Source organism: Paraburkholderia sp. CHISQ3 (assembly GCF_030464945.1).
Lineage (GTDB): Bacteria > Pseudomonadota > Gammaproteobacteria > Burkholderiales > Burkholderiaceae > Paraburkholderia > Paraburkholderia megapolitana.
Window position 1 is genome coordinate 198,281 of record NZ_JALPRG010000010.1, and the last position, 15,042, is coordinate 213,322.

11 protein-coding genes are annotated in these 15,042 nt (G+C 62.7%); 3 read left to right on the top strand and 8 right to left on the bottom strand.

Annotated features, from left to right (window positions below):
* Positions 1-23 precede the first annotated feature (23 nt).
* Positions 24-1,613 carry an FAD-dependent oxidoreductase gene (locus M0D65_RS23465; protein WP_266254785.1) on the top strand — a complete coding sequence of 530 codons (1,590 nt, stop codon included), beginning with the start codon at positions 24-26 and terminating at the stop codon, positions 1,611-1,613.
* Between the two features lie 33 nt (positions 1,614-1,646).
* The gene (locus M0D65_RS23470; RefSeq protein ID WP_266254786.1) at positions 1,647-2,045 is read left to right on the top strand and encodes a hypothetical protein; all 399 of its coding nucleotides are present in this window, start codon (positions 1,647-1,649) and stop codon (positions 2,043-2,045) included.
* Between the two features lie 25 nt (positions 2,046-2,070).
* Here the strand turns inward: M0D65_RS23470 and M0D65_RS23475 are convergent, their stop codons facing one another.
* The 8 genes from M0D65_RS23475 to M0D65_RS23510 all read right to left on the bottom strand — a co-directional run bounded on the left by M0D65_RS23475 (position 2,071) and on the right by M0D65_RS23510 (position 13,832).
* The gene (locus M0D65_RS23475; RefSeq protein ID WP_091016160.1) at positions 2,071-3,000 is read right to left on the bottom strand and encodes a DUF1571 domain-containing protein; all 930 of its coding nucleotides are present in this window, start codon (positions 2,998-3,000) and stop codon (positions 2,071-2,073) included.
* 26 nt (positions 3,001-3,026) lie between these two features.
* On the bottom strand, positions 3,027-4,820 hold the full coding sequence (locus tag M0D65_RS23480) for an AMP-binding protein (protein WP_266254787.1): 1,794 nt from the start codon (positions 4,818-4,820) through the stop codon (positions 3,027-3,029).
* A gap of 90 nt (positions 4,821-4,910) precedes the next feature.
* The gene (locus tag M0D65_RS23485; protein WP_266254788.1) at positions 4,911-6,212 is read right to left on the bottom strand and encodes an acetyl-CoA C-acetyltransferase; all 1,302 of its coding nucleotides are present in this window, start codon (positions 6,210-6,212) and stop codon (positions 4,911-4,913) included.
* A 125-nt stretch (positions 6,213-6,337) separates the two neighbouring features.
* Positions 6,338-7,234, bottom strand: coding sequence for a MaoC/PaaZ C-terminal domain-containing protein (locus tag M0D65_RS23490; RefSeq protein WP_266254789.1), 897 nt, complete (start codon positions 7,232-7,234; stop codon positions 6,338-6,340).
* Positions 7,235-7,236: 2 nt separating this feature from the next.
* Positions 7,237-8,655: a 3-oxoacyl-ACP reductase gene (locus M0D65_RS23495; protein WP_266254790.1), complete on the bottom strand. Its 1,419-nt coding sequence runs from the start codon at positions 8,653-8,655 to the stop codon at positions 7,237-7,239.
* A gap of 54 nt (positions 8,656-8,709) precedes the next feature.
* The gene (locus M0D65_RS23500; RefSeq protein WP_266254791.1) at positions 8,710-11,208 is read right to left on the bottom strand and encodes an acyl-CoA dehydrogenase; all 2,499 of its coding nucleotides are present in this window, start codon (positions 11,206-11,208) and stop codon (positions 8,710-8,712) included.
* 246 nt (positions 11,209-11,454) lie between these two features.
* Positions 11,455-12,300 (bottom strand): TetR/AcrR family transcriptional regulator, encoded by an 846-nt coding sequence (locus tag M0D65_RS23505; protein ID WP_245811635.1) that lies wholly within the window; start codon positions 12,298-12,300, stop codon positions 11,455-11,457.
* Positions 12,301-12,611: 311 nt separating this feature from the next.
* Entirely contained in the window at positions 12,612-13,832 is a 1,221-nt protein-coding gene (locus M0D65_RS23510) for an MFS transporter (RefSeq protein ID WP_266254792.1), read from the bottom strand.
* Between the two features lie 423 nt (positions 13,833-14,255).
* Here M0D65_RS23510 and M0D65_RS23515 point away from each other — a divergent pair, with 423 nt between their 5' ends.
* Complete coding sequence (locus M0D65_RS23515; RefSeq protein ID WP_266254793.1) at positions 14,256-15,035, top strand: ABC transporter substrate-binding protein; 780 nt, start codon at positions 14,256-14,258, stop codon at positions 15,033-15,035.
* Positions 15,036-15,042 lie beyond the last annotated feature (7 nt).

Sequence of the window (15,042 nt, forward strand, 5' to 3'; positions counted from 1 at the left end):
CTGAAACCCGTGAGGCGGGCCCCTTGATGCGTGTGCTGCCACCCGGTGTGTCCGCCGCCACCTTCGACCGCGCGATCGCGCAATGGTCAACAGTGGTCGGCGCGGCGAACGTGGTGTCGGCGGCGGCGGGGCTCGTCGCGTATCTCGATCCGTTTGCGCCCGGCCAGGCTGCGTCGGGCGCGGCGTCGGCGGCGGTGCTGCCGGCTGGTGTCGACGAGATTCGCGCCATCCTGCGTATTGCCAGCGAATACCGCATTCCGCTATGGACCGTATCGACCGGTCGCAATCTCGCCTACGGCGGTGCGGCGCCGCGTCTCGCAGGATCGGTGGTACTCGATCTACAACGCATGAACCGCATCATCGAGGTCGACGACACGCTCGCGTATGCGCTCGTCGAACCGGGTGTCAGCTATTTCGATCTGCATACCTATTTGCGTGAACACGGTCACAAGCTCTGGGTCGATCCACCCGCGGCGGGCTGGGGCAGCGTGATCGGCAACACGCTCGAGCGTGGTTTCGGCTACACGTCGTATGGCGATCACGCGGCACAGCAGTGCGGCATGGAGATCGTGCTGGCCGACGGCACGGTGGTGCGCACCGGCATGGGCGCGCTCGGTATGGGCGAGGGGCCCGGCTCGGCGTGGCAGCTGTACAAGGCGGGCTACGGTCCGTCGTTCGATGCGATGTTTATGCAATCGAATTACGGCGTCGTCACGAAGATGGGTGTGTGGTTGATGCCGGCGCCGCCGGCGTGGCTGCTCGGCGAGATCCAGTTTCGTCGCGAAGAGGATCTCGAAGCGATCGTCGAGATTCTGCGGCCGCTGCGCCTCGACGAAACGATCCGCAACCAGGCGGTGATCGAAGGCGGTCTGCGTCGGGCCGCGGGTCTGTCGACACGCACGCAATGGTACGACGGCGACGGACCGATGCCCGAGCGCGCAATCGATGCGATGCTCGATGCGTTGCACGTCGGCCGCTGGAATCTGCATTACGCGATCTATGGCGAGCCTGAACTTATCGACGTACGGCACAGGCGCATTGAGCGCGCGTTTTCGCGCATACCGGGGGCGGTTTTTTCATCGGCGAAATATGCGGGCGATGCGCAGCCAGCGGGCGGCAGCGATCGCAATCTCTCCGGCATTCCTGCGATGAGCGCGTTCCGCATGCTCGACTGGCGCGGTGGCGCAGGCGCGCACGTCGACTTCTCGCCGCTGTGTCCGGCAACCGGCCGCGACGCGATGCGCCAGTACACGATGACGAAGGCACGTGCCGCCGAATACGGCTTCGACTACTACGGCGGCTTCACTGCGGGTGTGCGGCATCTGCATCATGTGTTCGCGGCGATCTTCAATCGCAACGATCAACGTCAAACCGAGAGCGCAGGTGATCTACTTCGCGCACTGATGAGCGACGCACATGCAGCCGGGTACGGCGAATATCGCGCGCATCTGGCGTACATGGACTATGCCGCCGCGCAATACAGCTTCAACGATGGCGCGCTGCTCAAGCTGTCGGAGACGATCAAGGACGCACTCGATCCGGCCGGCATCCTGTCGCCGGGCAAGCAGGGGATCTGGCCACGTGCGTGGCGGGACCGGCGCGGTTATACATAAGTAAGCGGATTTCACACGCAGAGGAGTGAGGCGTTGGATCGACGTACTTTTGTTGCTACCAGTGCGTGGCTTGCAGCCACTGCGGGTTACATGTGGCCTGCATCCGCGCGCGTTGCCGATACGCCTGGCACGCTGGCGGTGGTGGACCTGAACTTCGCACGTGGCCGCGCATTCGCCCAGCATGCAGCGCGTGTGAGCATGACAACGGTTGAGGTCGGCGACGACATCGGCGCGTTGTGGCACACCGTGCTGACTTCGCATCTTGCAGGCACAGGTGGCTCGCTTGTCGGTGTTGTACGTGCCTCCGACAGTTTCGTCCTCGCACAACTGGCGAGCCGTTCACACCGCGTCTCGCAGCAAACACTAAAACAAAACGGCGAGCACACTCAGCTCGCCGTTTTCACGATCGTGTCCGCAACGACCCGCGCATAACCCGCGTCGTTGCAAACCTCACACACTAAAACTTATACGCCGGATTCTTCGGATCGAACGTCGAGTCATCGAACGTCTTCGGCTCGATCGATTCGATGATGATCTTCTCGAAGATCTTGCCGTCGTTATCGTACGACTCGACGGTACGGAACCACGGGTGCCGCAAATCGAGCCCCAGTGTTTCCTTCTTCGCATAGAACGCGGGCCGGCCAGTCGGCGTATCCCACGTGAATGCGACCACGCGCACACCGTCGATCGTCTTCACCTCGGTCTGGTTCGGCTTGATGAGACCGGCTTCCGCGTATTTCTTGCCCTCGGTCAGGTACTGGTTGACGATGTATTCGGTGCCGAGATCGCGCACCGTGTGGTTCGATTGCGCGCGCGCGAGCGAGCCGGTGATCGACGTCCACAGCGGCATGACGTTCAGCAGGCCGCCAAGATGGCCATACATTTCGTCGGTGCGCTTCGACTCGTCATAAATGATTTCCTGGCCCGAGTGCGCGCCGTCGGGCAGCCACTTTGCGTAGACGCGCAACGGGTCGTGCGCGACCCGCACGAGCATATGGTCGGGTTTGTCGGGCCAGTTGCCGCGAATCCGCTCCGTGCGCGACATCGTGAACTCATACGACGGATAGCCGTTCGGGCCCGCGTGAATATAGGCCGGCACCGTAAGCGGATCGAGCGATTGGAACAGCGACACGAGTTGCGTGTCGTCGAGTTTTTCGAGCGTGCCACTTTGCGCTGCCCGTTGCAGCCATTGCACCTGCTGCTCGACCGGCAGCTTGCCGACCTGCGCGGCCGGCGTGCTGGGCGCGCTGACTGTCGTGTTTTCTGCGGGTGCAGGGGCACTCGTTTGCGCGCTCACGCCGCCGGCCGCACAGCCGATGGCGATACAGGCGAACAATTGCGTGAGGATACGGGTGCGGCGGGGTATCGAAAGCAAAGGGTGCGTCATTACGCGTTCTCCGGAATCGTAGAAAATCAGGCAGCGTTTTGTTTGGCAATTTCCTCGTCGCGCAGCGCGCGTCGCAGGATCTTGCCGACGTTGGTTTGCGGCAGCTCGTCGCGAAACTCGACCACTTTCGGCACCTTGTAGCCGGTCAGGTTTTTGCGGCAATGCTGGATGAGCTGTTCGGCAGTAAGCGACGGATTGCGCGAGACGACGAACACCTTGATGCGTTCGCCCTGCGCGACATCGGGGATGCCGATCGCGGCAACTTCGCGCACATCCGGATGCATCGCGATCACGTCTTCGATCTCGTTCGGATAGACGTTGAAACCCGACACCAGGATCATGTCCTTCTTGCGATCGATCAAACGGATAAAGCCGCGCGTGTCCATCACACCGATGTCGCCGGTCGCGAGCCAGCCTGCTTCGTCGAGCACCTTGTCGGTTTCGTCGGGGCGGTTCCAGTAGCCCTTCATCACCTGCGGCCCTAGCACGCACAGTTCACCCGGCTCGCCGATACCTGCCCAGCTGCCATCTTCCTTGCGAAAGCGCACCTGGGTAGACGGCGCGGGCAAACCGACCGAGCCTTCGAAATCACGCATGTTTTTCAGGTCGACGGGGTTCATCGAGACGATCGGCGAGCACTCGGTCAACCCGTACCCTTCGACGATCGGCTTGCCGGTCACGGCCTTAAAACGATCGGCGACGGCCTTCTGTGTGGCCATGCCACCTGCCATCGCGAGTTTAAGATCGGAGAAGTCGCGCTTGCGGAATTCCTCGTTGTCGAGAAACGCGTTGTACAACGTGTTGATCGCGGTGATGCCGGTGAATTTCTCGTGGCGGATGATCATCATCACGCGTTTCGTGTCGCGCGGATTGGCGATCAGGATGTTCCTGCCGCCGAGCCCGAGAAAGATCAGCGCGTTCACCGTCAATGAGTAGATGTGATACAGCGGCAGCGGTGTCAGGACCGTTTCGATCTCGCCACTCAGTTGGCCGGCGGACCACACCTTCGCTTGCAGCAGGTTCGCGATGATGTTCCGGTGCGTCAGCATGGCACCTTTCGCGACGCCGGTCGTGCCGCCGGTGTATTGCAGGAACGCGATGTCGGCGTGGGTCGGGCGCACTGCAACGAGCGGTCGTTTGTAGCCGATGGCAAGCGCGTCGAGCAGTCTGACTGCCTGCGGTATCCGGTACGCAGGCACCATCTTCTTGACGTGTTTCAGCACGAAATTCAGCGCACGTCCCTTGAGATTCAATCCATCCGAAAGCAGATCGCCGAGCGCCGTGACGATCACGTTCTGCACGCGTGTGCCCGCCAGTGAATCCTCGACGGTCTTCGCGAACGTCTCGAACACGATGATGGTCTGTGCGCCGCTGTCCTTCAACTGGTGCGAGAGTTCGCGTACCGTGTAGAGCGGGTTCACGTTGACGACAATTGCGCCTGCCTTCAGCGTGCCGAACAGCGCGACCGGGTACTGGAAGGTATTCGGCAGCATGATCGCGACGCGGTCGCCGGGCTTCACGCCGATGCTTTGCAGGTAGGCCGCGAACGCGTTCGCCTTGCGCCCCAGTTCGCCGTACGTCAGGCTCGCGCCGACGCTCACGAAAGCGACGCGCTCGCGGAACTGCTCGATGCATTCGTCGAAGAACTGCGGGATCGATTCGTACTGGTCGACGTCGATATCGCGCGGCACGTCGGCCGGGTACGACGCGTACCAGATGCCGTCGGTGTTCGGCGCGGGTTGAGGTGCGGATTGCGCGGCGCCTTCACCGGGCTGCGTGGCCGCGGGTGCGCCGGGTTGCAATTGCGTGGGCTGGTTCATCGGTTGTCTCCCTTATGTTCCTGCATGGCCTGACTAAGCAGCGCGGCCGTACTCTGCCGGTACGGATGGCCGCAGCTGCAAACACTAAACCTAACGTTCGAGAATCGCGACGACCCCCTGGCCTCCTGCTGCGCAGATCGAAATCAGACCGCGCGCAGTGCCGGCTGGCTTGTCGAGTTGCGACAGCATTTTCGCAAGGCCGCCGACGATCCGTCCGCCGGTTGCCGCAAACGGGTGACCGGTCGCAAGCGAACCGCCGTTCACATTCAGCTTCGTGCGGTCGATCGACCCGAGCGGGCCGGGCAGGCCGAGCGTAGTGCGACAGTATTCCTCGTCCTGCCACGCTTCGAGCGTGCACAGCACCTGCGCGGCAAATGCTTCGTGAATCTCGTATAGATCGAAGTCCTGCAGCGTGAGTCCGGCGCGCGCGAGCATGCGCGGTACCGCGTAGGCCGGCGCCATCAGCAGGCCTTCTTTCTTGTCGAAGAAGTCGACGGCTGCGGTCTCCGACCAGCTGAAATAGGCGAGCACCGGCAGGCCGTGCGCAGCTGCCCATTCTTCGCTGGCGAGCAACACCGCTGAAGCCCCATCGGTGAGCGGCGTCGAATTGCCGGCGGTCATCGTGCCCGCGTCGCGATCGAACGCCGGCTTGAGGCCAGCGAGTTTTTCGAGCGTGAGGTCGCTGCGCAGATTGTTGTCGCGCGCCAGACCACGGTACGGTGTCATCAGGTCGTTCAGGAAGCCGCGCGTGTACGCCTCAGTGAGCTTGCGATGACTGTCGTAGGCGAGCACGTCCTGAGCTTCGCGCGAGATGTTCCAGCGCTTGGCCATCAGTTCGCAATGCTCGCCCATCGACAGACCCGTGCGCGGCTCGCCATTGCGCGGCAGTTGCGGTTTGAACAGCATGCCGGGGCGCAGTTTCGACAGCGCACCGATGCGCTGGCCCGTGCTCTTGCCGCGATTCGCTTCGAGCAGGATCTTGCGCATCCGTTCGTTGACGCCGATCGGTGCATCGGAGGTCGTGTCCACGCCGCCTGCGATACCGACGTCGATCTGTCCGAGCGCGATCTTGTTGGCGACCAGGATCGCAGCTTCGAGCCCGGTGCCGCAAGCTTGCTGCACGTCGTAGGCGGGCGTTTCTTTCGCGAGCGTCGTGGACAGGACGGCTTCGCGCGTCAGGTTGAAGTCGCGCGAATGCTTGATCACGGCGCCGGCCGCGACTTCGCCGAGCCGTTCTCCGTGCAGGTTGTAGCGATCGATCAGACCTTGCAGCGTGAACGTCAACATGTCCTGATTCGATGCGGTTGCGTACGCGGTGTTCGAGCGCGCGAACGGAATCCGGTTGCCGCCGACGATAGCGACGCGCCGCACGGCGGGAAGCGGGTGGGACATGCTTGGGCTCCTTAAGGTGGTTCCCGGTTAGCGGATGACGATGCACGGATGAGCGGCGCACGATGCGCTACCCGTCATATGGCGTATTTCGACGGACATAGATTGCCTGCTACGAGCGGCGTTGTTCATTGCAGCACCCATTCAAAGCGTCCGCGCAGATGCGGTTTCTCGCCGGTCTTGTCGCGCGCTTCGAACTCGCGCTCGACGAGCGAAGGCGCTGCGCTCCAGAGTGTTGCCTCGCCGGGCAGCAGCATCGGCAGCTTGAATTCGGCGCTCAGCGACGCTTCAGCGAGCGGTTTGGCCGGTTGCAACGCGGCGGCGGCGCGCGCCAGTGACCACATGCCATGCGCGATTGCGCGCGGAAAACCGAACGCCTTCGCTGACAGGGCGCCGAGATGGATCGGGTTGTAGTCGCCCGAGGCGCGCGCATAGTCGCGGCCTAGTTGCGCGTGCAACTGCCAGCGCGCCTGGCGCGCCAATGCCTCGCGCTCGATCTCGAGCGGTGCGAGCGCTGCGCCACGTGCGGGAATGCCGCGTTTCAGGTACACGCTGTCGCCGTCCCACACGGCTTCGCCGCGCCGGTACAGCCTTGAATGCAGAACAAACGCTTGCCCCTTGTCGTGCTTCAGCAGCGCACCGTATTCGACTTCGACACGCAAGGTATCGCCGATGGCGAGCGGCCGGCGCAGACGCACGGTGTTCGCGAGATGCACGAGCCCGAGTGCGGGCCACGGGAAAGCGGGATCGGTCAGCATCTGCAGATGCAGCGGGAACGCGAGCAGATGTGGATAGGTGAGCGGCACACCGTGTTCCGGAATGAAGCCGCAGACGCGCGCATAACGATCGATATCGGCGGCATCGAGCGGGACAGCGGGGCGCACGAGGCGCTGCGGCGGCAGTTGCGTCGCGCGGCCGCGCTTGAAAATACCGGAGAGCGCACGCGCATAACGTTGTGCCGGCGCGGGCAGACGCTCGACGACGATCGTCTTCACGCGTGCCGGGTCGCCGGTCGGTTCGCTCATCGTCAGGCTCCGAGCAGGCTTTGCCCGCACACCCGGACGATCTGTCCGGTCACGCCCGCCGAAGCAGGTTGCGCAAGCCACGCGATGGTCTGCGCGACGTCGACCGGCAGACCGCCCTGGCTCATCGAGTTCATGCGCCGGCCGGCTTCGCGGATCGCGAGCGGAATCTTCGCGGTCATCTGCGTTTCGATGAAACCGGGTGCGACCGCGTTGATCGTGATGCGCCGGGCGCGCAGTTGCGGCGCCATGCTTTGCACGCGACCGATCACGCCGGCTTTCGACGCCGCATAGTTGGTCTGCCCGAGATTGCCGGCAATGCCGCTGATCGACGACACGCAGACGATACGCCCGCCGTCGCGCAGGGTACCTGCTGCCAGCAACGCATCGTCGATGCGTTCCTGCGCGCTCAGATTGATGTCGATCACGTTGTGCCAGCCGATCTCGCTCATCTTCGCAATGGTCTTGTCCTTCGTGATGCCGGCGTTGTGGACGAAGATGTCGACGCCTGTTTCGCCGAGTGCCGCGGCGATCTGCGCGGGCGCATCGGCGGCGGCGATATCGAACGAAAGCGCGGTGCCCGCAAGCGGTCGCATGGTGTCGACGAGCGCATCGTGTGCGGAAGGGATGTCGATGCCGACCACCTGCGCGCCTTGCGCGGCGAGCACACCGGCGATCGCCGCGCCGATGCCGCGTGCGGCACCGGTGACGACTGCGCGGCGTCCTGCCAGTGGCTGCGCCCAATCAATCGCATCGCCCACTGCGCCGACATCGCCACTACCTGCATCGATCCGCACCACCTGGCCCGACACATAAGCAGAACGCGCCGACAGAAAGAAACGCAACGTGCCTTCGAGTTGATGTTCGGCGTGCGGTGCCACATAGATCAGGTTCGACGTGATACCGCGCCGCGCTTCCTTGCCGAGCGAACGCACGAGTCCTTCCAGTGCACGCTGCGCGGTCCACTGGCGCGGCGTGTCGCAGGTTTCGGGCGTGCGTCCCAGCACGACGATCCGGCCGCATTTGCCGAGCGAGCGCAGTGTGTCGTGAAAGAACGCATACAGCGCATCGAGCCCGGTGCTGTCTTCGATGCCGCTTGCATCGAAGACGAGCGCCGCGACGCGTGCATGCGCGCCGGGTTCGGTCGGCTCGAAGCGGCCGGTCATCAGGCCGTGGCGGTTCGCGAGCGCGATCCACAGCCCCGCGCTCTCATGCGCGACGCTCGTCAGGCCGGTGCTCTTCACCACGTCGGCGAGCGCGTCGAGCAGTTGCGACGCGCGGCCCGCGCCGATCGCAATCAACCCGTCGAACTCTGGAGCGTCGGCGCGATAGCGTCGCAACACTTCGGGTTTCGGCAGCCCGAGCGAACGCGCGACGCGTCCGCCGAGCGGCGAGTTGACGAACTTCAGGTAAGAATCATTCATCGTCCGCGGCTCCGCTGGCGAGGCTCAATGACGTCAGTGTGCACGGTGCGTGAGTCAGGCGGCAAGTTGCATCGCCTTGTCGAGCGCTTCCTTGCGGCGTTGGAGATCGCCAAGCAGGCCGAAATCCTGATCGAAGTCGTCGACCTTCACGACTTCCGCGCCGTAGCGCGCATAGTCGTTGAGCACCTTGCGCTCGTCGGCATCGATCAGGCCACGCTGCAAGACGGTTTCGGTCCAGTCGCCGAGATCGGGGAGACTTTGCGGCATCGGTGGGATCAGGCCGCGTTTGACGGCATCGCGCAGCTTCTGGTCGATCTCCGTCACGCGCGGGTTCAACGCGAAGATCAATTCGCCGTAGCCGAGCGGATCGACGTCCACATGCGGCACGTAGGAGTCGGAGACAAGCCGCTCGCGTGCGGCGCTGGGCGTCTGCATCAATTCGGCGATCGCGGTGCCGAGACTATCGGACGGCGCGCGATGCCGCATGCCGAACGGGAACGCACAGATGCGCACGAAGGCCGCGGCCGCGCGATTCGGATAATTCGCGAGCACGCCGTCGAGTGCCTGCTGCGCCTGGTACAGCGAGTCTTCCACGCCCCAGCGCACGAGCGGCAGGTCCGCTTCCTGGCGACCTTCGTCTTCGAAACGCTTGAGCGTCGCGGAGATCAGATAGAGCTGCGACAGCACATCGCCGAGCCGTCCCGAGATCCGTTCGCGACGCTTCAGATCGCCGCCGAGTACGAACATCGACACATCAGCGAGCAACGCGAATGCCGTCGATATCCGGCTTGCCGCGCGATAGTAGTGGACGAGCGGCGCATAGGCCTGCTGCGGTTTCGCGATCAACGCACCGCCTGTCACACCGTCGACGAAACTGCGCACGACGTTCGACAGCGTGAAGTTCACATGGCCGAAAAACGCTTCGTCGAAATCGACGAGGGCTTTCGCGTGATCGGCCTCGCGCGTTGCGGTCATCTCTTTCAGCACGTACGGGTGGCAGCGAATCGCACCCTGACCGAAGATGATCAGACAGCGCGTCAGGATGTTCGCGCCTTCCACGGTGATCGCGATCGGCACCTGCTGGTAGGCACGCGCGAGAAAATTCGACGGGCCCATGCAGATGCCCTTGCCGGCGGCGACGTCCATGCCGTCGTTGATGACTTTGCGGGCGCGTTCGGTGATGTGGTACTTGGCGATGGCCGAGATGACAGACGGCTTTTCGCCGAGATCGACGGCGTGTGCGGAGAGGCGCCGCGCTGCATCCATCACATACAGGTTGCCGCCCATGCGGCCGAGCGCTTCCTGCACGCCTTCGAACTTGCCGACCGCGGTGCGGAACTGGCGCCGCACGGCTGCATACGCGCCGGTGCCGCGCACGGCGATCTTCGCCATGCCCACATTCGACGACGGCAGCGAAATCGCACGGCCCGCAGCGAGACATTCCATCAACATGCGCCAGCCGTTGCCGACTTGCTCACGTCCGCCGATCACCCAGTCGAGCGGAATGAACACGTCCTTGCCCGAGTTCGGGCCGTTCTGGAACACCGCGTTCAGCGGCCAGTGGCGTCGACCGATATTCACACCAGGGTGGCGCGTCGGAATCAGCGCACAGGTGATACCTGGTTCATCGACGGAACCGAGCAGATGATCGGGATCGTGCACGCGGAAGGCGAGACCCAGCACCGTTGCGATCGGACCGAGCGTGATGTAGCGCTTGTCCCACGTCACACGAAAACCGAGCGTTTCGCGGCCTTCGAATGTGCCTTTACACACGATGCCCAGATCGGGAATCGCAGCGGCGTCGGAGCCCGCATACGGATTGGTCAGCGCAAAGCAGGGGATCTCGTCGCCGCGCGCAAGACGCGGCAGGTAGTAGTTTTTCTGTTCGTCGGTGCCATAGTGCATCAGCAGTTCGGCCGGGCCGAGCGAGTTCGGCACCATCACCGAGACGGCGGCAGCCGAGCAGCGCGTCGCGAGTTTCATGATCACCTGCGAATGCGCGTAGGCGGAGAACTGCTTACCGCCGTACTGCTTCGGAATGATCATCCCGAGGAAGCCCTTGTCCTTGACGTACTGCCACGCCTGCGGCGACAGATCCTGCCAGACGGCTGTGGTTTCCCAGTCGTTCGCGAGATCGCACAGCTGCTGGCATTCGTTATCGAGGAACGACTGCTCTTCGGCGGACAGCTTGGCCGGGCCATGTGCGAGCAGCGAGTCCCAGTGCGGCCGGCCGGAGAAGAGGGCGGCGTCCCACCAGACCGTGCCGGCTTCGATCGCGTCGCGTTCGGTCGGCGACATCTCGGGAAGAATCTTGCGGAAGATATCGAGCACCCGCTTCGACAGCCACGCACGCCGCAACGGTTTGATCGCGAGGACGAGCGCAGGCAGGACGAAGACGATCGTGAGCAGCGTCGTGAGGAAGCCGCCGGCGGCACCGGTCAGATGCGCGGCTGCGACCCAGACGATCATGAACGTCAGCCACCACGACGCACGGGCCCGAAGATAGACGAGCGCCGCACCAGCGACGATGAGCGCAACGATAAACCACGACATGTCGACTCCTCCTTTTCATTTCTACGGGCGTGCGTATCCCGCACCACGCGATACAGCGGATAGCTCGCGTGTTGTTGTTCGTTGACGGGTGCACCGCACCCGTCGGGCATGTTGGACCGGACCGCCGGCACGCGGTCCGTGCGGCAGACGATCCCGTGGCCGGGCTTGCGCGCGTCAGTCAGGTGCCGGCGTCATCAAGGTGAAGGGACGCCAGCTCTAACTGCTGCTATTACATGCAGCCCGCGCTCAGGCAGCGCCGTGCGCGACCTGTTGCGTGGACAAACTCACCGCGGGCTCGCTGCTGCGTTCGACGACGGGCACCTGGTTTACGGCCGCTGGGGACGAGATCGGACACGCGACGCTTGCCGGGCCGTCCGGCACGCTGGTGTCGGATGCATCGCCAAGCACGGCTGCAAAGACCGCCAGTTGCGTCGAATCGGGCAGCGGTGCCTTCAGCGCCGCGACCATCAACGACGCCAGCCGCGCGATCAGTTGCAGGTCGTTCATGTCCTTACCCTGCGAGAACTCGGAGATCAGGCTGTCGGTGTCCGTGCCGGCCAGCACGCCCGATAGCGCACCGATGGCGAAATGCAGACGCCAGCCGAGTTCTTCGCGCGGCAGATGCGGCAGCGCGCGCTGGAACGCCTCGAAGAAGCGCTCCGCCACCGACGCGTAATGTGCTCCGAGAAAATCGCGGATGAACGATGACGGGTCGGTGTACGCACGGCCAAGCAACCGCAAGAACGCCTTGCCGCCTACGCGCGGTTCGCGTGACAGACGCAATGCCGGAATGAACATCGCGCCGAGCACGTGCTCGCAGGTGAGACGGGTGCCAAGCAGCGCATCGAAACGCTCGAGCAGCTTTAAACGCTCTTCGTTCAGACGATCGAGGCGCCGCGACAGCATCGCGTGTATCAGTGCTTCCTTGTTGCCGAAGTGATAGTTGACCGCTGCGAGATTGACCTCGGCACGCGAGGTGATCTGCCGCAACGACATTGCTTCGTAGCCGCACTCGACAAAGAGCGCTTCAGCAGCGTCGAGGATGCGTGACTTCGTATCGCCGGCGGGCCGGCTCAGTGTGCGAACTACCATGTTGCGTCTCCCAATGCCGGTCGCCCGGCCGCAAACGAGCGATTCAAATACGTATTTGAAACAGCTGTTTTTTTCAGGATAAGAAGGATAGGGTGAAGCGAGCAAGCATTGTGTGTGGATAGACCCCTCTAAAAATGCAATCGTTGCCGTGATGCGCCCATGCGGACGCAGACAAAAAAGGCCGTTCCGACAGGAATCGGAACGGCCTCGTACTGCAATACTGGTAGCCATCTCCGGCAGGTCATGCCTGCCGTCGTATTCGTGCCCGACACGCCGTTAGACGGTTTGCCGGGTCATAGCGTGGGTCGCGATCAACTGACGGCCGCGACCTGTTCCGCCGATTGTGTCATATCTATGCCGCGTCGTTCACGACTGAACAAAATCAGCACGGCGATCGCGACCGCCACGATACCGATCACGGTTGCCATGACTGTCGCGTAGTTGTTGCCGTGCGCTTCGGCGAACCCCGCCTGCAGCGGCCCGTTGACCGATGCGATCAGGTTGCCGAGCTGGTAGACGAGACCCGGGAACGTGGCGCGAATCTCGTCCGGCGAGATTTCGTTCAGGTGCACCGGAATCACACCCCATGCGCCTTGCACCGAGATCTGCATCAGGAACGCGCCGGCCGCGAGCAGGAACGGTGTGCTCGAAAATGCCCACAGCGGCAGCACCGGCAACGCGATCAATGCCGCGATGAAGATCGCGCGCTTGCGGCCGATCTTTTCCGACAGCGAACCGAAGAACAGCCCGCCTACCATCGCACCGATGTTCAGCGTGATCGTGATCCACGACACCGTGTGCGCATCGAATTGATGCTGGATGCGCAGGAAGGTCGGGTACAGATCCTGTGAGCCGTGCGAGAAGAAGTTGAACGCGGTCATCAGGACGATCGCATACAGCGACAGCGTCACGTTCTTTTTCAGCGTCGCGACGAGGCCCGGATGCTCTTTCTTCTCGAGCGTCTTGAACGCCGGCGATTCAGGAACGTGCGCCCGTACGTACAGCACGAGCAACGCAGGCAGCACGCCGACGAAGAACATGCCGCGCCAGCCGATGTATTGATAGAACACACCGAACACGACCGAGGCGAGCAGATAGCCGCTCGGATAACCGGCCTGCAGCAGACCCGAGACGAAGCCGCGCGCTTTGGTCGGCACGGTTTCCATCGTCAGTGCGCCACCGACACCCCATTCGCCGCCCATCGCGATACCGAACAGCGCGCGCAGGATGAGCAGGGTGGTCAGGTTCGGCGAAAAACCGGACAGCAGTTCAAGTAGCGAGAAACAGGCGATGTTGACCATCAAGGTCGGGCGGCGGCCATATTTGTCGGCGAGCCAGCCGAAGATCAAGGCGCCGACCGGACGCATCATCAGGGTCAGCATGATCCCGAAAGCGACGGACTTGATATCCGTGCCGAATTCCCCCGCGATGTCTTTCAGAACGAAAACCATCAGAAAGAAATCGAATGCGTCTAATGTCCAGCCCAGATAGGCGGCGATAGTGACGTTTCTCTGTTCCCGAGTCCAGCTCATTGGTTGTTCTCCTGTCTCCGATAGCCGTGCAATAAACGCCGGACCGCGCCGTGCGATACCGGTGTGACCCCGTGCTCTGCCGGTTTGAAGCGAGTGTACGCCGACCGTTAAGCGACTGCATGGATGAAAGCGGTTATCGGTGGTAATCCCTGGTTGAGACCTCTTTGATTCCGGTTTGAATGTTTGCTAAATGAAAGATTTGAATTATCCGTAATCGATTTTTGTATGATTTTTGTAATGTTTTTTTTGGCAATGACCAGGAGGTTCATCGCTTTAGAAAAACTTAACGATGACGCAGCGTTACGCCCCTGTTCGTCGTGTTTTTGAGTTCCTAAGCTGGGTCACGGTCGACCAACGGCCGCAGGTGAATCCCCCACGAACCGCTAGCCGCGCGCCCGGCTGCGCATCGACATTGGAGCACTCATGAAACGCGCGATTGCTGGTCTCGCCTTACTGTTGGCCGCATTCTGTGCCGACGCCAACGCGAACGATATGACGCGGCTCCGGTTCGGCGTCGATCCGACGTACGCGCCGTTCGAATCGAAAGCGCCTTCGGGCCAGCTGATCGGTTTCGAAATCGACCTCGGCAATGAGATCTGTCGACGTCTGAACGTCAAATGCGTCTGGGTCGAGACCGCGTTCGACGGCATTATTCCGGCGCTGCAGGGCCGGAAATTCGAGGCGATTCTGTCGGCGATGTCGGTTACGCCGCAGCGCGAAGCGCAGGTTGCGTTCACGACGCCGCTCTTCAACACACCGAGCCGGCTGATCGGTTTGCGCGGACGCGATATCAAACCGACAGTCGAATCATTGCGCGGCAAGCGCATCGGCGTGGCGCAGGGTTCCACGCAGGAGGCCTACGCGAAGGCGTATTGGGCACCGGCAGGTATCGAGATCGTGTCGTATGCCAATCAGGAACAGGTGTATGCGGACCTGCGTCCGGGCCGCATCGATGCGACGCTCACCGACATGATTGCGGGCAGCCAGGGTTTTCTAAAGACGCCTCAAGGTGCCGACTATGCGTTCCTCGGTGCGCCGGTCAACGATGAGAAAACACTCGGCAAGGGCGGTGCGATCGGTTTGCGTAAAGAGGATGTCGCGCTGCGCGAAAAGATCGACGGGGTCATCGAAGCGATGCGCAAGGACGGCACCTATCGCAAGATCGAGCAGCGCTATTTCGACTTCGACATTTCGGGGCAGTGAACGGATC